The sequence below is a fragment of the Chryseobacterium sp. POE27 genome, assembly GCF_039727685.1.
Taxonomy (GTDB): domain Bacteria; phylum Bacteroidota; class Bacteroidia; order Flavobacteriales; family Weeksellaceae; genus Chryseobacterium.
Window position 1 is genome coordinate 2,171,053 of record NZ_CP152475.1, and the last position, 20,500, is coordinate 2,191,552.

Genomic DNA, 20,500 nt, shown 5'->3' on the forward strand with positions numbered 1-20,500 from the left:
TGTTTTTGGATCATAATTTTAACCAAAATTTAGTTAATGATTCTAAAAAACTGAATATCAAGGCAAGAATGAATTTTGATTAGCTTATATTTAAGATAATGCAATTATAAACTTCTTCGATGAAATTAATGATTCATCGCATGGTGGATTTTCAGTACAGTATTCTCTCACAAAATACTTAATTTTACCTATTTTTATATTTCATCATATAATATACTTATGGATTTATTGAGAAAAGGTTCGGTCTTTTACATTGAAGCAGGATGCGATGAAGTAGGCAGGGGATGCCTATGCGGCCCTGTGGTAGCGGCAGCGGTTATTTTGGATCATAGTTTCAACCAAAATTTAGTCAATGATTCTAAAAAATTGAATTTTAAGGCAAGAATGAGTCTTGACCAATATATAAAAGACAATGTAAAAGATTATGCGATTGCCGAACTTCCTGCAGGATTTATTGATGAACACAATATTCTTAACGCAAGTATTCATGCCATGCACCTGGCTTTGGATAAGCTTAAAATTCGTCCTGAACTGATTTTAGTTGACGGAAACAGATTTCATCCTTATAATTATATTCCCCATGAATGCATTATAAAAGGGGATTCTAAAGTGTTGTCTATTGCCGCGGCTTCTATTTTAGCGAAGAATTACAGAGATAAATTGATGATTGAACTTCATGATGAGCACCCGGAATATGGCTGGAATACCAATTTCGGTTATGCAACGAAAAAACATCAACAGGCTTTGATAGAATTTGGACCAACAAAATATCATAGAAGATCATTTCGTTTAGATTACAGCATGGAAAATGAATGCTAATCAAACGACCTATCTAAAACAAAAAAAGAGAAGCTTTAATTTGCTTCTCTTTTTTTATTTTATTTCTTCTTGTTTTTCTGTTGTTCCTGATAAGCTTGCTGCTGCTGAGCTTTCTCCATCATTTCCCGCATTCGCTTCTGAAATTTACCTTCAGTTTTAGGCTTTTCTTTATTGGCCTGAATCTGTGCGTGAATTTTCTTCTCATCAAGAATTACATATTTAATGACAAGAATAATCAAGATATTGATAGCATTCGATACAAAATAATACCATGATAAACCAGATGCAGAGGTATTAAGGAAGAATAAGAATGTAACAGGGAAAATGTACATTAACACTTTCATATTTGGCATTCCTTCCTGCTGTGGTTGTTGCATGTTACCTGAAGTCATGATGGTATAAATCAAAATCACAATCGTACAAGCCAAAGCGAAAATACTTAAATGATCTCCCAAGAACGGAACTTTAAATGGTAATTTAATCAAATCATCATAAGCCGTTAGATCTTTTGCAAACCAGAAACCTTTCCCTCTCAAATCAATAAAATTCGGGAAAAAGCGGAACAATGCATAAAAAATAGGGATTTGAACTAAAGCCGGCAAGCATCCAGCCATCTGATTGACACCTGCTTTTCGATAAATTTCCATCGTTGCCTGCTGTTTTTTCATCGGGTCTGCATCTTTCAGCTTAGCATTAGCTTCATCAATTTCAGGACGAATCACTCTCATCATGGCACTCAGCTTATGCTGTTTGTACATGATCGGTGATAAGATCAATTTAACAATAATGGTCATCAGGAAAATTACCCAACCAGCTGTAAGTCCCCAATCGGCAATAATATTGTACATCGGGATAAAGAATCCTCTGTTCATCCATCCGATGAAAGACCATCCCAAAGGAAGAATCTCATCAAAGTTTTTATCATAAGATTTTAATAAAGGTAAATCTAATGGCATAAAGTACCATGTGAAATCCTGATTCAGTTCACTCCCGGTCATCTGAACAAAACCTTCATAATTCAGTTTTTTCAGATATTCACCTTCTTCAATCGTTTCCTGATTTCCTTTACTGTGTGTAAATCCAGTTTTAGATTCAATCACAGAAGCAAAGAACTGCTGTTTTACACCAATCCAGTTAAGAGTCTCCTTCTCTTCTTCCATTGTTGTTCTTCCATCATAATCATAATCCTTATAATTATTAAAGGCGTAGGAAAATTCAGAGTGAGATTGCTCCTGAGCTCTACCCTTTTCAAGATTTCTGACACTGTAATCCCAGATAAAATCAGCTTTGTTGTCTGAAGTAATTTTAGCAAGTCCCTGAGTTCTCACTTTAAAATCAAGTGTATATTTAGGAAGTAAAGTATAAATGAACTGAATAACAGCTCCATTATAATTAGCCGTCATCGTTACAGCATTTCCGTTAACAGAAGGAACAAAAACAAGATCTTTTGTATTGATTACTTTTCCTGTTTTATCCTTGAACTGGAAGCCATAATTTGAATTATTTTTAGTGATGAGATTAAGCGGAAGATCTGCCTTATCCGTTTTACGATCATATGCTTTGTATTCAGCAAGCTCTACTTTGGAAACCTGCCCGCCCAGGCTGTTGAATTCAACGTTCAGCTCTTTGTTGGAGAGACTCGCAGTCTGAATAGCGCCAGGCGTTACATTAGGATTGATATTATTTGCCTGAGATGGTTTTACGGCGTTTTTTACCTGCTCGGTTTTTTGTTGCTCAGCTTTTACCTGTTCTTCTTTGGATTGTTTGTTCTGGAAATAAAACATAAATCCGAAAAGCACCAAACATAAAACCGCAAAACTAATAATCTGACTTTTATCGAGTCCGTTGTTCTGTTGCATTTTATTTTTATTAAAATTTTACCTATTTAAATATATTATGTAATATATTTTGAGTCGACAAAAATACAGTTTTTTTATCAAAACTCTATACTATAATACATTACTATATAATAAACTCAGGCTGAGAATAATCAGTCTGAGTTTATTATATATAACGTTTGTAATGATTACATTACTTTACTTCTTTTCCACAAGCTTTAATGAAAGCTCTGAATAAAGGATGCGGTGTTGCTACCGTACTTTTATATTCCGGGTGATACTGCACCCCAACATAGAAAGGATGATCCGGCATTTCAAGCGCCTCAACTAATCCTGTTTCCGGATTTGTACCTGTTGCTAAAAATCCGTTTTTCTCGAATTCATCAAGGTAATCACTATTAAATTCGTATCTGTGACGATGTCTTTCTGTGATATTTTTAGTACCGTAAATATCATTTAATTTAGAACCATTTTTCAAAGAGCATTTCCAGGCTCCCAGACGCATTGTTCCGCCTTTATCTATAACATTTTTCTGCTCTTCCATTATTGAAATTACAGGATGTTCTGTAGAAGTGTCGAATTCCATTGAATTAGCTTTCGTGTATCCTAAAACATTTCTGGCAAACTCAACAGTCATGATCTGCATTCCCAGACAAATTCCCAGCATAGGAACTTTATTTTCCCTTGCATACCGAGCGGTAAGAACTTTTCCTTCAATTCCTCTGTCACCAAAACCTGGTGCAACCAGAACCCCATCTACCCCTTTCAAAGTATCTTTAATATTTTCTTCAGTAATATCTCCACTGTACACCCATCTTATTTTCACTTCCGTTTCAAGATCTGCGCCCGCATGCTTGAAAGCTTCAGCAATTGAAATATATGAATCCTGAAGAGAAACATATTTTCCAACCAATGCAATTTCGACAGATTTTTTAGGATTCTGGAATTTCTTTAAAAAAGACTTCCAATCTTTAAGGTCTGCATCTTTATCACTTTTAAGATCCAATTCTTTAAGAACCACATCATCAAAGTTTTGCTTTTGAAGATACATCGGGACTTCATAGATCGTTTCAAGATCTTTACATTCAATTACATTATCCAAAGGAACATTACAGAACTGAGCCAGTTTTGCCCTCTGATCTTTCGGAATTTTATGTTCTGTACGACAAACCAATACATCGGCCATGATTCCGCTTTCCATCAGCTGACGAACGGAATGCTGGGATGGTTTTGTTTTTAACTCTCCACTTGAAGCAAGATAAGGCAACAATGTCAAGTGAATTACCATAGAATTTTTTTCGCCCAATTCCCACTTCAGCTGACGAACGGTTTCAATATAAGGTAAAGATTCAATATCGCCTACCGTTCCACCGATCTCCGTAATAATGATATCGTAGTTCTGCTTCGATAAAATTTTGATTCTTCTTTTGATTTCGTTCGTAATATGAGGAATGACCTGAACTGTTTTTCCAAGGAAATCTCCTTTTCTTTCTTTTTCGATTACAGTCTGATAAATTTTCCCGGTTGTCACGTTGTTGTTTTGGGAAGTAGGAGCATCAAGATAACGCTCGTAGTGGCCTAAATCCAGATCCGTCTCCGCACCATCTTCGGTTACATAGCATTCTCCGTGTTCATAAGGATTCAGTGTTCCCGGGTCGATATTGATATAAGGATCAAGCTTTTGAATGGTTACGTTGAAGCCGCGTGATTTTAGCAGAAGTCCCAGAGAAGCAGAAACGATTCCCTTTCCCAAAGATGAAGTTACACCTCCTGTCACAAAGATGTACTTTGTATTCTTTTTACTCATTAGATTAGGTTTGTGCAAAGTTATGGGAAAAAGAAATACAAAGCAATTTTGTTGTGATTTTAAATCTTAATTTAATTTTGATTAAATAGAAATGATCAAAAATATCTTTTGATTTTATATTAAATATCAAATGTCGTTTATGAACATAATTCTCAAAATCAGAGGTTCATAAACAAAAAAAAGTTTCCAGAAACTGAAAACCTTTTTCTAAATCAAATTTATATATGAAAATTATTGCTTAACCATTTCAAAGTATAAGTTTACGTCAACATCTTTCGCTACACCTGCTCCGGTAGGATCATATTTGATATTGTAATCCAAACGGTTTACTTTGAATGCAGCCTGAAAGCCCATCACTTCTTTTCCCTGTTGGTTTTTGGTAACTCCACCGAATGTAACAGGAACGCTAATCTCCTTCGTCACATCTTTTATGGTCAGTTTACCTTTGAACACATATGTGTTATTTTTATCTTTCACTACAGAACCTGTCATAAAGGTCATCAAAGGAAATTTTTCAGCATCAAAGAAATCTGCACTTTTCAAATGCTTGTCTCTTATCTCAACACCCGTGTTGATTGAGTTTACATTAACATTAAAGTTCAGTTGCACATTATCCAGATTATTGCCGTTGGTGACAGCTTTACCATCAAATTTATCAAACCTTCCCTGCACAAAGCTGATGCCCATATGCTTGATATTGAAATTAACGGAAGAGTGCATCGGATCAACCTGCCAAGCCGTCTGTGCAAAACCTACAACACTTAAAAGTGCAAATACAAAAGTTAAAAATACCTTTTTCATTGTATCTATTTTTTTGAATTAAATTATGCTACAAAAGTAAGCCGCTTATCACAATATAACGTTGATCTATGATATTTTTTCTGGTTATTTAAATCATCATATAAATATTTAGTTAAACAAGTTTCTCATAATTCTCAAATTACAATCTAAACAGACTCTAAGTTTTTTCATAATTTTACATCATGGCAAAACTAAAAACAGCATATTTCTGTCAAAACTGTGGTGCACAATATTCCCAATGGATGGGACAATGCAAAAACTGCGGACAATGGAATACTTTGGTGGAGGAAATTGTAGAAAAAACCTCATCACACAAAACTCCCCCTTTTTCAAAATCAAAACAAAACGTTATCAATATCATAGAGGTTGAAACCAGCGAAGAGCCGAGAATAAAAACACCTTCCGAAGAACTCAACCGTGTTCTGGGTGGCGGAATTGTCTTAGGCTCCGTAACCTTGATCGGTGGCGAACCCGGAATCGGTAAATCTACTCTTCTGCTTCAGCTGGCTTTAAAAATGAAGAAGAAAATACTCTACGTCTCAGGTGAGGAAAGTGCGTCTCAAATTAAAATGAGAGCCGACCGGCTTACGGATATTCATAATCCGAACTGCTTCCTTTTTACAGAAACGAATCTTGAAAAGATTCTTCACGAAGCCAAAAAACTGGAACCGGATTTTGTTATTATCGATTCTATTCAGACGCTACAGTCTCAGTTGATTGAAAGTTCACCGGGAACGGTTTCTCAAATAAGAGAATGTTCAAACGAGATTATAAAATACGCTAAAGAAAATAATGTTCCTGTTTTTTTAGTTGGCCATATCACTAAAGACGGGCAAATTGCCGGTCCGAAAGTGCTGGAACACATGGTTGATGTCGTGTTAAATTTTGACGGAGACAGAAATCATCTTTTCAGATTGTTAAGAGCTAATAAAAACCGTTTCGGATCAACTTCCGAAATTGGAATCTATGAAATGATTTCACAGGGACTAAAAGAAATTAAAAATCCTTCCGAAATTTTAATTACCAAAAAATTTGAAGAGCTTTCCGGAAATTCGGTAGCCGTTACATTAGAAGGAAACCGGCCAATGCTGCTGGAAATTCAGGCATTAGTAAGTACGGCAGTTTATGGGACACCGCAAAGAAGCTCCACCGGTTTTGATGCCAAAAGATTAAATATGCTTCTCGCCGTTCTTGAAAAAAGAGCGGGATTCCAGCTCGGCGCCAAAGACGTTTTCCTCAATATTACAGGAGGAATAAAAACGGATGATCCGGCTTTGGATCTGGCGGTTGTCGCTTCCATTCTGTCATCAAATGAAGATATTGCCATCTCTGAACATTACTGTTTTGCAGGAGAAATAGGGTTAAGCGGAGAAATACGACCAATTGCTCAGGCTGAACAACGTATTACTGAAGCAGAAAAACTTGGTTATGAGAAGATTTTTATATCAAATTTAAATAAGCTCCCAAAGAAAAAATTCGGAATAAAAATAGAAGAAGTAAGTAAAATTGAAGATTTCCATGAAAGATTGTTTTAAAAAGTTATTAGTTATAAATTATGAGTTATCAGTTCACTAATGATAGTTTATATTAATTACTGCGATCAATTCATAATTTATAACTCATAATTCATAACTTTAAAATATGAATTACCTTGCGCATTCTTTCCTCACGTTTACCGACGGACAAATTGTCGGCCAGTTTTTGGCTGACTTTATTCGTAACAGAGACAGGTTTTCTTTTCCAAAGGATATTCAGGATGGCATTACCTTACACCGCGCAATTGATACTTTTACCGATGCACATCCCGCTATTCATGAAGCGAAAAAAGTTTTTGCACCTCTGGTAAGATTATATGCAGGAGCATTTGTTGATGTTTCAATGGATTATTTCGTGGCTAATGATATGAATTTGCATTCAAAACAGGGATGGAAAGATCATTCTTCAAAAGTTTATCGTGTATTGAATAAAAATTATGAATTTCTTCCGGAAAATTTCAGAAAAATGCTTTCAAAAATGGAAGAAGGAGATTGGCTGTACAATTACCGTTATGAAGAAAACATCGGTTACAGCATGAGAAATGTCCTTAATAAAGCAAAATATTTATCTCCGGATATTCCCGTTCACGATGCTTTTTTTGAAAAATAAGGATTTTCTTCAGCAATGCTATGATAATTTCTTTCCCGATTTACTGGAACACGCAAAAGGAATCCATGCTCTGCTGCAATTGGAAAACTAAAAACGTCCGACAACTCCCAGTCCTAAAGGTCCGGCATTAATATTCCAGGTAATTTTACCAACAGGACGTTGTTCCATATTGTATTTTTTATCCTCTTCATATTTCCCGTTCTTTTTCATAAATTTATCAATTCCTTCTACGATGGCAATACTCATGATTGCACTTAGTGTTACATCAGAAAACCAATGGGCACCATCAAGCACCCTTGAGATGGGCACAATAGATCCAACTGCCAGAATACCTCCTTTTATCCATGGATTTTTAAACTGTTTAGACAATGCATAGCTTGTAGTGACAGAAAGAACGGTATGTCCGGAAGGAAAACTCCTGAAATTGGCATCTTGCCCGAAAGGTTTAAAAAAATGTTTTCCCAATCCCGCTCCCGGCCTGGCCCTTCCCGTAACTGTTTTTGAAATCTGCTGAATAACTCCTGTAGCACTTGCAGCGGTAATCATTAAAACTCCTGTCCTGCGGAGTTTTTCATTATTAGCTAAAAGTCCCGTCACATAAACGGCACCGGTAATACCATAATTGATCTGAGGACTCCCAAAATACCATCCGAATTTTCTGAAAACATTAGGAACATCCTCTCTGTTTCGGATAAAAGTACGGCTTATATCCTCATCTGCAAGATAGATAGCTCCTACTGTAGCAACCGTAGCCCCCAATCTCACGTAATCTTTTTTCTCCCAGGATAAAGGACGTGTAAAAGCATTTCCGAAGCCACCAGCCATCGTCACAACATCGTATTTCAAATGTCCCCAGATGTCATTTTGCTTACTCTGATTTTTTGGAAAAGAATATTCAGCATTCTCATTAGAATAGGATAATAGCGAATCCTTTTGAGCAACAACAGTATCGGAAATAATAACATTTCCTTCCTGTCCATTTATCACTACATACAATAATATACTAAAAATAGTAATTGCTTTTCTCATCTTCATTATAAAAATAAGCAGCAAAGTTACCTAATTTACATTATATTATGTTAAATCAAAATAAATTTATGAAATTAATCAGGTAGAAAGCCATTAAAACTGTTGAAATAAATAACGATTGGGATAAGTTAGCTTCTCACTTTTCCTTTCTCCGTTTACGATGATATGAACGATATTCAGCTGGTCGTCGAATAAATTATAAAGAAAACTGACCGCTGCCTCTACTTTTTTTAGGATTGTCGATTTTTTCAGACTCAAGATAAATATTTACCGATTCATGATCTTCTTCGTAACCAACAAAATTTATAGTTAGAAATTTATTATTCGTTTTTAATTTAAAATACTCTGCGGAATAATTTTTCAGGGATTCGTTAAGCTGGCTTTTAAATTTAGCATCATTAAAATGCAGGGATTTTGCGTATTTGGCATTTAATCCGTTCTCAAGATCATCCAGAAAAAAAACGTCCTGTAATTTCAAAAGTCTTTGATTTCTGATTGTAATTGATTTCTACCGAACCAACATGATAAGGATGCTTTGCGCCGGTAAAAGAGAAAAGAACCAAAAGAACAGGAAAAAAGAAAAGTAATTTTTTCATTGTAATAAATCTAGGATTTTTTGCGGATCCTGTCGCATATCAAAGAAAAGAAGAATTTTTATCAGATGGTCGTTTTCTTTCCTGAAGAACATCCGCACGTGTTTTTTTACCGATCAAAGCAGAATGGACATTATGAGAATATCTCTGGTAAAGATTAAACTTCCCTTTTTTCAAATTATCTGACACTTTCCTGATATCACCAAGGAACAATACAATCTCTCGATTACTCCATATGTTTTCAAGAAATATGATTTGATCTCGAAGCGTTTGTTTTGCTATTTCTGAGAATTCAATCTGCATATTTCTTCATCAACATATTTAAAAAAATCCTCTTCCGAAATCATATCCTTATCTTCCAGACGATCTGCATAATCTGCAAGCTTCTCGATAAACCATTTCGGGGTACCGTCTTCATAAAACTCATCATCCTGCTCTAAAGAAACAGACTTAATACCTTTTATATTTTCTAAAAGTTTTTTTATAAATGCAAAATCTGCCGTATTATCCAGTTCTATATTGACAATCATAACATTTAATTTTACACAAAGTTAAAATAAATTTTGTATCATCGCATTCCAATAATATTATTAGAAATGCAGGATTTTTTATTCTACTTAAAGCTCGGCTGGGAACATATTATTTCTTTAGATGCACTTGATCATCAGCTTTTCGTGTTGGCTCTGATTGCCGTTTACTCATTTAATGATTTGAAAAAAATCTTAATTCTTGTCACCGCTTTCACCATTGGGCATTCGATCACGCTGGCGCTAAGCACTTTTGATATTGTTAGAGTTAATTCCGCCTGGGTAGAATTTCTCATTCCTTTGACGATTGTTCTGACCTCATTGGATAATATTCTCATGAAGAATAAAAAGCAGACGCTAATGAAAGCCAATTATTATTTAGCTCTCATTTTCGGACTTATCCACGGAATGGGTTTTGCGAATACCGCAAGAGTAATGATTGCCAAAAGCCAGAGTATTGCCATTCCTCTTTTAGGCTTTAATATCGGATTAGAACTGGGGCAAATTGCCATTGTTTTCGCAATTTTACTCATTCTGTTTATTTTACTTAAAATTTTTAAGGTTAATCAGAAAGACTGGGTGCTTTTTGTTTCTTCAGGAGTTTTTGCCTTATCATTAAAAATGGCTTTAGAAAGAATTCCATTTTAGGGATGAAACATTTCTAAATTTTCAGCTACTTATTATTATATTTGAAAAATCTTAAACAAATTTCGGTTATGAAACTAAAAGTTGCCATACTTTCCCTTTCTGTATTTACATATGCAGGTTTCACAGCACAAAATATTCAGAATAATCCCGGAAGCAACCACGGAAATAAATTCGAACAGCTGGGAACGATCCTTCCCACTCCCAATATTTACAGAACAGCTTCAGGAGCGCCGGGTCATGGCTATTGGCAAAACAGAGCCGATTATGACATCACCGCATATCTTGATGAAGATAAAAGAAATCTGAAAGGTTCTGAAACAATAACCTACTACAACAATTCTCCGGATGACCTCGATTACATCTGGCTTCAGCTGGATGAAAACCAACAGTCAAATGTAAAAAAAGCCGACTTTCCTTATTCTTCTACCCTTCCGAAAGCTTCTAACGATCAGCAATTACGCCCTACTGATTTGCCTGCAACCGATAATGGGTATGGCGTAAATCTTGAAAAAGTAACAGACGCTTCAGGAAATCCTTTAAAATATACGGTCAACAAAACCATGATGCGTATTGATTTACCTAAAATATTAAAGAAAGGTGAAAAGCTCGTTTTTAAAGTAAACTGGAATTACAATATTCCCAACAGAATCAAAATGGGTGGCCGCGGCGGCTATGAAAATTTTGCAGAAGACGGAAACGATCTTTACACCATGACCCAATGGTATCCAAGAATGTGCGTTTACAGTGATTTTCACGGATGGCAGAACCACCAGTTTACCGGAAGAGGAGAATTTGCACTGGTTTTCGGAAACTTTAAAGTTTCAATGAATGTTCCTGCAGATCATATCGTTGGAGGAACGGGGGAATGTAAAAACTATGATCAGGTTTTAACGTCTGAACAATTAGAAAGATATAACAAATCAAAAACAGCAACAGAACCTGTAGAAATTGTAACGCTGGATGAAGCGAAAAAAGCAGAGAAAAACCATTCAAAACAAAGAAAAACATGGAGCTTTGAAGCCAATAATGTGAGGGATTTTGCATGGACTTCTTCCCGGAAATTCGTGTGGGACGGAATGGGCGTCCTTATTCCCGAAAACAACAATAAAGTAATGGCAATGAGCTTTTATCCTAAAGAAGCTTATGGTTTATACAGAAAATATTCTACTAAAGCTGTCGCGCATACGATAAAGACGTATTCAGAATTTACGATTCCTTATCCATACCCGGTGGCGCAGTCTGTAGAAGCGGCCAACGGAATGGAATATCCGATGATTTGCTTCAACTACGGAAGAACCGAAAAAGACGGAACTTATTCTGAAGGTATTAAAAACGGAATGCTGGGCGTTGTAATTCACGAAGTTGGTCACAACTTTTTCCCGATGATCATCAACTCGGATGAAAGACAATGGACATGGATGGATGAAGGGCTAAACACTTTTGTGGAATATCTTACGGAAGAAAGATGGGACAATAAATTTCCGTCAAAAAGAGGTCCGGCATGGACAATCGTTGATTACATGAAACTTCCGAAAGATCAGCTGGAACCGATCATGACCAACTCTGAAAACATCGTTCAGTTTGGCCCTAATGCCTATTCAAAACCTGCAACAGGCTTGAATATTCTTCGTGAAACTATTATGGGAAGAGAACTTTTCGATAAAGCTTTTAAAACATATGCTAAAAGATGGGCTTTCAAACATCCTGAACCTGCAGATTTCTTCAGAACAATGGAAGATGCGAGTGGCGAAGATCTCGACTGGTTTTGGAGAGGATGGTTTTATGGGACAGATCCGGTAGATATTGCTATTGATAAAGTGACCATTGCTGCTCCCGATCTCAATACACCACCAAGAGAACCTAAAGAAGTAAAATATAAAGTTGATAAACCTGCTCTGAATGAATTTGAAGATATTTCAAAAATCAGAAACAGAGAAGATAAAAACATCACATTCCACGTAGATAAGGATAAAGAAGCTCAGGATTTTTATTACAGATACGACAGAGGCCAGGAAAAAGTTGACAACAATAAAGAATATGTTTCTAAATTTGATGGAACTGAGCCTTTAACCCAAAAAGAAAAAGATAAATTTAAAAATCTTACGGCGTATCAGATTGATTTCGTAAATAAAGGTGGACTAGTAATGCCTATTATTCTTGAATTTACTTTTGAGGACGGCACAAAACTGACAGATAAATCTTCTGCACAGATCTGGAGAATGAACGAACAGAAAGCTTCCAAAACATATTATTTTGACAAGAAGCTTAAATCAATCCAGTTGGATCCGATGAGAGAAACTGCTGATATCGATACTTCCAATAATTTCTGGAGTAATGACGGCGGAACCTCTCAAGCCTCAAAATTTGAATTATTCAAACAGAAAGAAGGTGCAAATACAAGAGGAGCTTCCAATGGAAAAGTAAACCCGATGCAGGCTGCCGGAAAAAAGCAATAAAAAAGTAATGTAACTTTAAGATAAAAGGCACTACTTATTATTAAAAAAATCATGAGAACATTTCTGATCCTTTTAATAATGAGCAGTGCCCAATTTTTTGCTCAAAAAACATTGAATCCAAGTAACGTAAAGCTTGAATCCAAATTCATTAAAAATGAAATTTCCAATGCGGTATGGTACGCCGAAAAAGGAGATCAAAAAGTGGAAATCGGAAAAATTACCACGGAAATAAAAAAGATAGACAAAACAAAACTTCTGATTAAAACAACGGTACAAATGAATCAGGCGCCAGGAAAACCTTGGGTAGATTCTACCTTAGTAAGAATTTCAGATTTCCAGCCTGTTTATCACTCCTCTTACAATTTGATGAGAGATATGGTTTTAAATTTTGAAAAAAATAAAGCAACCGGCTATTATCTCGATAAAAAATCTCAGAAGAAAGATCAGATTGATGAAAAAATTTCTGCTGAATATTTTGACAGCAATTCTTACCCTGGGCTAATAAGATTTTTACCTCTAAAGGAACACTACTCTTCTGAAATTCCGATTTTTGATTATAATCCCGCAGCCAAAAAAGGAGTGGTAAAAGCTTATATTGAGGATGTAAACAGCGGAGAATTTAATGGCAAAAAAAGTCTGGATCGTAAAAACGACAGATTATATTCAGGACAGGAAAACAATCAGCACCTATTTTATTGATCAATCAACAAGAGAAGTTTTAAAACAGGAAATCAATGCAGGCGGAAGAAAAATGGTTATGGAATCCGTAAGATAAAAACATAAAATATATTTCTAAAAGTATTCAGAATCTGGATACTTTTTTTTTAGATTTGCCGCAGATAAAAACTTTTAATTCATGAAAAAAACTCATTGTATTTTTAGTGTTCATATTCACTACACAGCATACTATTGCCCAATCTCTACAATTTTATACCGGAAAAAGAGATTTTATACCTATTGAAATCTTAATGGAAGACGGCAGCACCAAAAAAAGGCTTTGCGCAGGATTTCATGCTTCCTGATGTTGCCACTTTCAGCATCATGGGAAAAGGTCCGAAATATGCCAATCTGGACAGAAAAGATGTAAAATTCAAATCCTCAAAAAGTGATGCAGAAATACAATTAATTCCTGTCTCCGAGATCAAAAGTCTTATCTATACCAACGAAGAAACCCAGGAGCAATTTCAGCTCGACAAGCGTCTGGTAAAAGAAGTCAATAAAAATCAGGAGTTGGAATCAGAAGGAAAAGTTTTAATGCTTCCCTTAATGGAAAAAGGGCCCATTAATCTTTATGGTTACAGAAGTATGATGTGTAAGGCTGACTTCGGTAACAATTTTGCTGCAGGATCTAATGGTAATGAAGACAACTGCCAGCTTACCTATGTCATGATATATCTGAGTAAGTCCGAAGACACCGTTGCCATTGCCCCTGTTGATTATCCTTCATTAAGCCCATTAGACTTATTCAATCTTAAAACACTGTATAAGAAGTTTTATACAGCCTACGAAATTGTAGGCGCCGATTGCCCGGAATTCCTGAAAAAAGTAGATGAAGCTAGACAGAATGATTACTTTTCCAATAAAACATTCAGGGAAAATAAAAAAGCAATGGATGCGGAACGAAAAGCTTTACTGAAAGGAAAAAAAGGAGCTGAAGCATCAAGAATCAATATGAAATACAGAACAGAATTATTCACGAATATGTACAAAAAACTGATTGATGATTACAAAGAATCATGCAAGTAATCAGCATACACAAGTCACCTCAAAAACGAGGTGACTTTTTTTCTGCCAAATTTTCCACTCCCCACAAAATAAGTCTGCCAAAATTCTCTTTTGCTCCTGTTGGCATACAATTAGCGAATTACAAGTCAGAATAATTAAAAAATTAAATATATTATGTCAGTAAACTTTAAACCATTAGCAGACAGAGTTTTGATCGAGCCGATCGCTGCAGAAACTAAAACAGCTTCAGGTATTATTATTCCGGACACCGCAAAAGAAAAGCCGCAGGAAGGTACCGTAGTGGCAGTTGGTCCTGGTAAAAAAAGATGAGCCTACAACTGTTCAGGTAGGTGACAAAGTTCTTTATGGAAAATATTCAGGTTCTGAATTAAAATTGGAAGGAAAAGATTATTTAATTGTAAAAGAAGGAGACTTACTAGGAATCATAGGCTAATAGCTGATGGCTTTTGGCTAATGGCTTTCCAGCATTGAAAATAGTATATGAGAGATTTTAAAAGGTTTGAAGTTTGGCAATTAAGCCATCAATTAACTTTAAAAATTTACACTTCAACCAAAAACTTTCCTAAAGAAGAAATTTTTGGATTGACCTCTCAGATCAGAAGATCATTTGCTTCCATCGGGTATAATATTTCGGAAGGAAGCGGAAGAAATTCTGATAAAGAATTTGCTAATTTCATCAATATAGCATTAGGATCGTCCAACGAAGCCGAAAACCAATTAATTCTTGCTAAAGATTTGGATTACATTGAGGAAAATGATTATCAAAATCTTTTATCTGAATTAACAACCTTAAAAAAAGAAGCTTGTAACCCTTTGGAACAGGCTCAACGGAAATTAAAATCAAATTATAAATCAAAACTGCGAATAGCTAAAGCCAAAAGCTAAAAGCCATTCGCCAAAAGCAAAAAAATATGGCAAAAGAAATAAAATTCGATATTGAATCAAGAGACGCTTTAAAAAGAGGGGTTGATGCATTGGCTAATGCAGTAAAAGTAACGTTAGGTCCAAAAGGAAGAAACGTGGTCATCGAAAAATCTTTCGGTGCCCCTCACGTGACTAAAGACGGAGTTTCTGTAGCGAAAGAAATCGAACTTGAAGACAGAGTAGAAAACATGGGAGCGCAAATGGTGAAGGAAGTGGCTTCCAAAACCAATGACATCGCAGGTGACGGTACAACTACCGCTACGGTATTGGCGCAGGCTATCGTAAGAGAAGGCCTTAAAAACGTAGCTGCAGGAGCAAACCCGATGGATCTTAAAAGAGGAATCGACAAAGCCGTAACAGCAGTTGTTGAAAACTTAAAATCTCAGTCTAAAACAGTTGGAGATTCTACAGAAATGGTAAAGCAGGTTGCTTCAGTTTCTGCTAACAACGACGAAACCATCGGTGCTTTGATCGCTGAAGCTTTCGGAAAAGTAGGTAAAGAAGGAGTGATCACCGTAGAAGAAGCAAAAGGTATCGATACAACAGTTGATGTTGTAGAAGGGATGCAGTTTGACAGAGGATACCAGTCACCATATTTCGTGACCAACCCTGAGAAAATGCTTGCTGAATTGGAGAATCCATACATCCTTTTGGTAGAGAAAAAAATCTCTTCAATGAAAGAATTGCTTCCTGTACTTGAGCCGATTGCTCAGGGAGGTAAATCTCTATTAATTATCTCTGAAGAAGTGGAAGGTGAAGCTTTGGCAACTTTAGTAGTAAACAAACTAAGAGGTTCTCTTAAAATTGCTGCCGTTAAAGCGCCTGGATTCGGGGACAGAAGAAAAGCAATGTTGGAAGATATCGCGATCCTTACAGGTGGACAGGTAATTTCTGAAGAGCAAGGTTTCACCATGGAAAACATCTCTTTAGACATGTTGGGAACTGCTGAAAAAGTTTCTATCGATAAAGATAACACAACAATCGTAAACGGTGGTGGTGAAGACAGCAAGATCAAAGGAAGAGTTTCCCAGATCAAAGCACAGATGGAAACAACAACTTCTGACTACGACAGAGAAAAGCTTCAGGAAAGATTGGCTAAATTAGCCGGTGGTGTTGCTGTTCTTTACGTAGGTGCTGCTTCTGAAGTGGAAATGAAAGAGAAAAAAGACAGAGTAGATGATGCGCTTCACGCGACAAGAGCTGCTGTTGAAGAAGGTATAGTAGCTGGTGGTGGTGTTGCTTTGGTAAGAGCTATTGCTGCTTTAGAAAACCTTACAGGGATCAACTCTGACGAAAGCACAGGGATCAAAATCGTAAAAAGAGCGATCGAGGAGCCATTGAGACAAATCGTTGCCAACGCAGGTGGTGAAGGTTCTGTAATCGTTGCGAAAGTAGCAGAAGGACAAGGTGACTTCGGATACAACGCAAAAACTGACGAGTATGTAAACATGCTTGAAGCAGGAATCATCGACCCTACAAAAGTAACAAGAGTTGCCCTTGAAAACGCAGCTTCCGTATCCGGTATGTTATTAACCACTGAATGTGTGATCACTGAAGTGAAAAAAGACGAACCAGCCATGCCAATGGGCGGAGGAATGCCAGGAATGATGTAACAGCGCGGTCAGCGACCGAGGCAATTATATATAAACCGTTCTACTTTTTGTAGGGCGGTTTTTTTAATTATTTAAACCGATGTTTCTAATTAGCATTCAAAGTTTTTATAATATAAAAATCTATTATGGACCTTCAAAACACTATGCATATAATGAAAAAAATGTGTAGATTTGGAGTTAATTGATAACTTTGAATAACAAAAATTAAGCCCATAAAAAAATGACTAAACAACTAAAGGCCGCAATTGTATTAGTAATAACAATTGCAAGTATGAATTTGAATGCTCAGAAAAAAGCACCTGCCAAATCCACAAAATCAACGACTGAAAGTAAAACAGCCAAACCCACCAAGCAGGAAACAATGGACTGGATTGCAGGAAAACTCAAAGAAAATTTAGCCTTATATAACGACCGGGTTTTTGTTTCTTATAAAGACGGAGTTTTTATTTATAGAAGCAACTATGGAATCAATAAGTTTTGCGAATACAGCTATGACTTAAACAAGGTTACCGGAATGAATGATGAATACTCTGATTTTTACGTTTCCGGAAACAAACAACTTTTTGCACACTGTGATTATGATCGAGCAGGTGAAGGAAATTATTATAACTATATCTCCATAAGCGGACCCAATTACAATAAGTACAGATCACTTTTTAATTTTGGCACAGACCAGGTTTTGGTTGAAAGATTAAAAAAAGCATTTGCAACATTAGTTGAATACAATGCAACGAAAAAAAGCGCAGACGAAAAATTTTAATTTTCAGCATCTAAATTTTATTCTGAATTCTGGCAACGCAAAAACCAACAAGTATATAAACATGCTTGAAGCAGGGATCATCGACCCTACGAAAGTAACAAGAGTTGCCCTTGAAAACGCAGCTTCCGTATCCGGAATGTTATTAACCACAGAATGTGTGATCACTGAAGTGAAAAAAGACGAGCCGGCTATGCCAATGGGCGGAGGAATGCCAGGAATGATGTAACAGCGCGGTCAGCGACCGAGGCAATTTAATATACTAACCGTTCTGATTTTCAGAGCGGTTTTTTGGTTAGAAAAAAAATGAATTATAATTATACATTTTCCTAAATTTGAAAAAAACTAAAACTATGAGAAAAGCATTTGTGGGGCTAAGTTCTCCAATTGGATATAATTACGGTAATAATTTTGAAGAAAAACACAATAAGCCTAATCCACTATTAGATTCTCCGATGGGCTTATTTTTATTTTACGATGAAATTTGGTTTGCAAACAGAAGAGTTTGCCCCCTTAATTGTGAAAATCTACCTTATGTAAAGTTTTTAGATGAAGAATATTATCTAAATAATTTAGGATTAGAGCAATTTTCGTGGAAAAATGAAGAGATAGCGAAAAAAGTTAATGAATTATATTCACGTCCAATCAATATTTGGGAAAAATCAATGGAAATGAATATTGGACCAAATAATGGATATGATAATCATGGAAGAGGATTTAAATTGGGAAATTTAGATGTGTCTCTTAATCCAAGTGCGTTAAATCTGATGATTGATGATTATATTTCTCAAAAATTCAATTTTGATCTTATTACAAATTCTGTAACAAATAGCATTGCCACATCGCAAAATTTAAATAAAAATTATTCAAAAAACAGACTAACTCAAATTTTAATTTGTGAAAATATTCCAAACTTTCAATTATCAGACGGTCCATATCACGAAATAATAGATGACTTAAGAAGTGAAAGTTTATTAAAAAATTTCAGAGAAAAAATCGACAACATTAGTATACTTAAAACCGAAACAGATTTTTATAAAACAAAAGAAGAATTAGAAAAAGCTATGGATGTATATTTAGCAGAATTAATTTTAAAGCATTTAAGTAATGCAAATATTTTTAAATCAACATCAAGTGCTGTAATAGGCCAAGTTCCAATTTTAGGAAATATCTATGGTGTAGTGGAAGGAGGAGTTGAAATTTATAAGAATATAAAAGATAGAAATGAAGCTGGTTGGATAGGTTTTCTCGCAAATGCAAAATTAAAATTTAAATAATTTTTGTGGCTTAACAGATTTGACAGAATACAAACTTAAAATTAATTTAAGAAGTTAAGGTCCTGAACTAGACTTTCAGCTATACATATGAAAACAACCGAAACAACATCTCCGCTTGAAATCTTCGAAAAATTAACAAAAATAGGAGCCTCCATTTCTTATAAGTTTGATGGAATCTTTGAAAAAGATCATAGAAAAACCAAATCAACTTATTATTTGGCGAAAGTTTTGAACACAAATATGACTATCTTAAGTCTAATTAATGGCACCGAGAATTATTCAGACTCTATTGATTTATCAACTATTTATTCTTTATTGCGAAATCAGCTTGAAACCTGTAATATCTATTGGCATCTGATTGATGATTATTCGACAGATTTAAACCTCTTAATTTTTGAATATCACGATACTCTTTCATCACAAGTGATTTACAATTCATTGTTTTATACAGAAGAAAACGAAAAATATTTTAAAGAAAAGGAAGAGAAACAATTAATTGAAATTGAAAACAATCTTGATTTCCAATTATTAGATAATAACCGAAAAAAACAAATTATTAATGGTAATAGAAGTACAATTTATACACAATTTGAAATTATAGATAAAAGAGGTATTGATTTAAGAATGTTTAAGGCTTATTATAAAATATTTTCAACTCATATACATTCTTCGCCAACTGCAATTAAAAATCTGGTTTCATCAAAAATCAACAAAGATAATGAAGAATTTGAGATCATGTTTTTGTTTGTTTCTTTAAATTATATTAGTTTGTTTATTGCAGATATGATACTTTCAGTAATTGATCTTTGGAAAATTAATGATTTAAAGGAAAATGATAAACGACTACTTGAATTTTTAAAAACCCAATTGTATTCTGATTCTGCAAATTCTTAATTCATAAAATTACTTTACTATGGAAATTTTCAATTTATTAAAAAGTCAATAATTGTTAAAACTATTAATTATGAAAGAAGCAACAATATATGAGACAATTACAAACTTTCTTTTAGATAACTGGCTTATAAGTATTTTGGTCATCATAATCATATGTATTAGTGCAATTCCTCCTCTTCGTGATGGAATATTGCAAATTAAAAAGTGGCTTTTTAAGAAAAAAGAATTTATAGTTAAAAGAAAAGATGAAATAATAACTTTTGAATATATAAAAAATACAAAACATTTTGATATTGTTAAAGTTAATGCATCTACACATGAATTAGGTGTAAATGCTGAGTATCGTTGGATCGACAAATATTATCCTAAGCATAGAATTATTTTCCAAGCGTTGGAAACTATTGAGACAAATGATAAAAAGTTATTTTATGATGTTATTACAATAGAAGTAAATAACAAAACAAAATCAATATATTTTGATATTAATGATTTTTTTAATGAGAACGGTAGTACATCGGTAAATTTGAATGAATTTGTAATTTCAAAAATTAAAGAACTTCATATTAAATAAATTATTCCCTTATTAGCACGATATTGCTCCTTCCTTTATTAAAAATAACTCTTAT

22 protein-coding genes and 2 pseudogenes are annotated in these 20,500 nt (G+C 34.8%); 15 read left to right on the forward strand and 9 right to left on the reverse strand.

Features of this window, described 5'->3' with window-relative positions:
- Window positions 1-219 precede the first annotated feature (219 nt).
- A complete protein-coding gene (locus AAHI02_RS10235) occupies window positions 220-819 on the forward strand; it encodes a ribonuclease HII (protein ID WP_346986556.1) in 600 nt (199 codons plus the stop codon).
- 59 nt (window positions 820-878) lie between these two features.
- Here the strand turns inward: AAHI02_RS10235 and yidC are convergent, their stop codons facing one another.
- The 3 genes from yidC to AAHI02_RS10250 form a co-directional block, all read right to left on the reverse strand.
- The gene (gene yidC / locus AAHI02_RS10240; protein ID WP_346986557.1) at window positions 879-2,678 is read right to left on the reverse strand and encodes a membrane protein insertase YidC; all 1,800 of its coding nucleotides are present in this window, start codon (window positions 2,676-2,678) and stop codon (window positions 879-881) included.
- A 172-nt stretch (window positions 2,679-2,850) separates the two neighbouring features.
- The gene (locus AAHI02_RS10245; RefSeq protein ID WP_346986558.1) at window positions 2,851-4,464 is read right to left on the reverse strand and encodes a CTP synthase; all 1,614 of its coding nucleotides are present in this window, start codon (window positions 4,462-4,464) and stop codon (window positions 2,851-2,853) included.
- A 231-nt stretch (window positions 4,465-4,695) separates the two neighbouring features.
- Window positions 4,696-5,265, reverse strand: a complete 570-nt coding sequence (locus tag AAHI02_RS10250) for a YceI family protein (protein WP_346986559.1) — start codon at window positions 5,263-5,265, stop codon at window positions 4,696-4,698.
- A gap of 182 nt (window positions 5,266-5,447) precedes the next feature.
- Between AAHI02_RS10250 and radA the strand changes: the two genes are divergently transcribed.
- Window positions 5,448-6,800, forward strand: coding sequence for a DNA repair protein RadA (radA, locus tag AAHI02_RS10255; protein WP_346986560.1), 1,353 nt, complete (start codon window positions 5,448-5,450; stop codon window positions 6,798-6,800).
- A gap of 106 nt (window positions 6,801-6,906) precedes the next feature.
- A complete protein-coding gene (locus AAHI02_RS10260) occupies window positions 6,907-7,410 on the forward strand; it encodes an ACP phosphodiesterase (RefSeq protein WP_346986561.1) in 504 nt (167 codons plus the stop codon).
- A gap of 87 nt (window positions 7,411-7,497) precedes the next feature.
- Here the strand turns inward: AAHI02_RS10260 and AAHI02_RS10265 are convergent, their stop codons facing one another.
- The 6 genes from AAHI02_RS10265 to AAHI02_RS10290 all read right to left on the reverse strand — a co-directional run bounded on the left by AAHI02_RS10265 (window position 7,498) and on the right by AAHI02_RS10290 (window position 9,562).
- Window positions 7,498-8,439, reverse strand: coding sequence for a phosphatase PAP2 family protein (locus AAHI02_RS10265; protein ID WP_346986562.1), 942 nt, complete (start codon window positions 8,437-8,439; stop codon window positions 7,498-7,500).
- Between the two features lie 93 nt (window positions 8,440-8,532).
- Entirely contained in the window at window positions 8,533-8,697 is a 165-nt protein-coding gene (locus AAHI02_RS10270) for a DUF6702 family protein (protein ID WP_346986563.1), read from the reverse strand.
- On the reverse strand, window positions 8,636-8,917 hold the full coding sequence (locus tag AAHI02_RS10275) for a DUF6702 family protein (RefSeq protein ID WP_346986564.1): 282 nt from the start codon (window positions 8,915-8,917) through the stop codon (window positions 8,636-8,638). The genes AAHI02_RS10270 and AAHI02_RS10275 overlap by 62 nt, the downstream gene beginning before the upstream one ends.
- Complete coding sequence (locus tag AAHI02_RS10280) at window positions 8,886-9,035, reverse strand: DUF6702 family protein (RefSeq protein ID WP_346986565.1); 150 nt, start codon at window positions 9,033-9,035, stop codon at window positions 8,886-8,888. The genes AAHI02_RS10275 and AAHI02_RS10280 overlap by 32 nt, the downstream gene beginning before the upstream one ends.
- 39 nt (window positions 9,036-9,074) lie before the next feature.
- Window positions 9,075-9,335, reverse strand: a complete 261-nt coding sequence (locus tag AAHI02_RS10285) for a hypothetical protein (RefSeq protein ID WP_346986566.1) — start codon at window positions 9,333-9,335, stop codon at window positions 9,075-9,077.
- Window positions 9,311-9,562: a hypothetical protein gene (locus tag AAHI02_RS10290; protein ID WP_346986567.1), complete on the reverse strand. Its 252-nt coding sequence runs from the start codon at window positions 9,560-9,562 to the stop codon at window positions 9,311-9,313. Before AAHI02_RS10290 ends, AAHI02_RS10285 begins: the two co-directional genes overlap by 25 nt.
- Window positions 9,563-9,628: 66 nt before the next feature.
- Between AAHI02_RS10290 and AAHI02_RS10295 the strand changes: the two genes are divergently transcribed.
- From AAHI02_RS10295 to AAHI02_RS10350, 12 genes and pseudogenes are all read left to right on the forward strand, one after another.
- Window positions 9,629-10,207: a HupE/UreJ family protein gene (locus AAHI02_RS10295; protein ID WP_346986568.1), complete on the forward strand. Its 579-nt coding sequence runs from the start codon at window positions 9,629-9,631 to the stop codon at window positions 10,205-10,207.
- A gap of 68 nt (window positions 10,208-10,275) precedes the next feature.
- Window positions 10,276-12,663 carry a M1 family metallopeptidase gene (locus AAHI02_RS10300; RefSeq protein WP_346986569.1) on the forward strand — a complete coding sequence of 796 codons (2,388 nt, stop codon included), beginning with the start codon at window positions 10,276-10,278 and terminating at the stop codon, window positions 12,661-12,663.
- Between the two features lie 51 nt (window positions 12,664-12,714).
- On the forward strand, window positions 12,715-13,362 hold the full coding sequence (locus AAHI02_RS10305) for a hypothetical protein (protein WP_346986570.1): 648 nt from the start codon (window positions 12,715-12,717) through the stop codon (window positions 13,360-13,362).
- Window positions 13,363-13,674: 312 nt separating this feature from the next.
- Entirely contained in the window at window positions 13,675-14,409 is a 735-nt protein-coding gene (locus AAHI02_RS10310; RefSeq protein ID WP_346986571.1) for a hypothetical protein, read from the forward strand.
- A 153-nt stretch (window positions 14,410-14,562) separates the two neighbouring features.
- Window positions 14,563-14,842 (forward strand): annotated as a pseudogene (locus AAHI02_RS10315) (co-chaperone GroES).
- A gap of 47 nt (window positions 14,843-14,889) precedes the next feature.
- Window positions 14,890-15,294 (forward strand): four helix bundle protein, encoded by a 405-nt coding sequence (locus tag AAHI02_RS10320; protein ID WP_346986572.1) that lies wholly within the window; start codon window positions 14,890-14,892, stop codon window positions 15,292-15,294.
- A 26-nt stretch (window positions 15,295-15,320) separates the two neighbouring features.
- Entirely contained in the window at window positions 15,321-16,946 is a 1,626-nt protein-coding gene (gene groL, locus AAHI02_RS10325; RefSeq protein WP_346986573.1) for a chaperonin GroEL, read from the forward strand.
- Window positions 16,947-17,166: 220 nt separating this feature from the next.
- Complete coding sequence (locus AAHI02_RS10330; protein ID WP_346986574.1) at window positions 17,167-17,706, forward strand: hypothetical protein; 540 nt, start codon at window positions 17,167-17,169, stop codon at window positions 17,704-17,706.
- Between the two features lie 34 nt (window positions 17,707-17,740).
- Window positions 17,741-17,932 (forward strand): annotated as a pseudogene (gene groEL, locus AAHI02_RS10335) (chaperonin GroEL); the annotation flags it as partial.
- Between the two features lie 124 nt (window positions 17,933-18,056).
- Window positions 18,057-18,980 (forward strand): hypothetical protein, encoded by a 924-nt coding sequence (locus tag AAHI02_RS10340; RefSeq protein WP_346986575.1) that lies wholly within the window; start codon window positions 18,057-18,059, stop codon window positions 18,978-18,980.
- An 87-nt stretch (window positions 18,981-19,067) separates the two neighbouring features.
- Window positions 19,068-19,874 (forward strand): hypothetical protein, encoded by an 807-nt coding sequence (locus AAHI02_RS10345; protein WP_346986576.1) that lies wholly within the window; start codon window positions 19,068-19,070, stop codon window positions 19,872-19,874.
- 70 nt (window positions 19,875-19,944) lie between these two features.
- Window positions 19,945-20,445, forward strand: coding sequence for a hypothetical protein (locus tag AAHI02_RS10350; RefSeq protein WP_346986577.1), 501 nt, complete (start codon window positions 19,945-19,947; stop codon window positions 20,443-20,445).
- The last annotated feature ends 55 nt before the right edge of the window (window positions 20,446-20,500 follow it).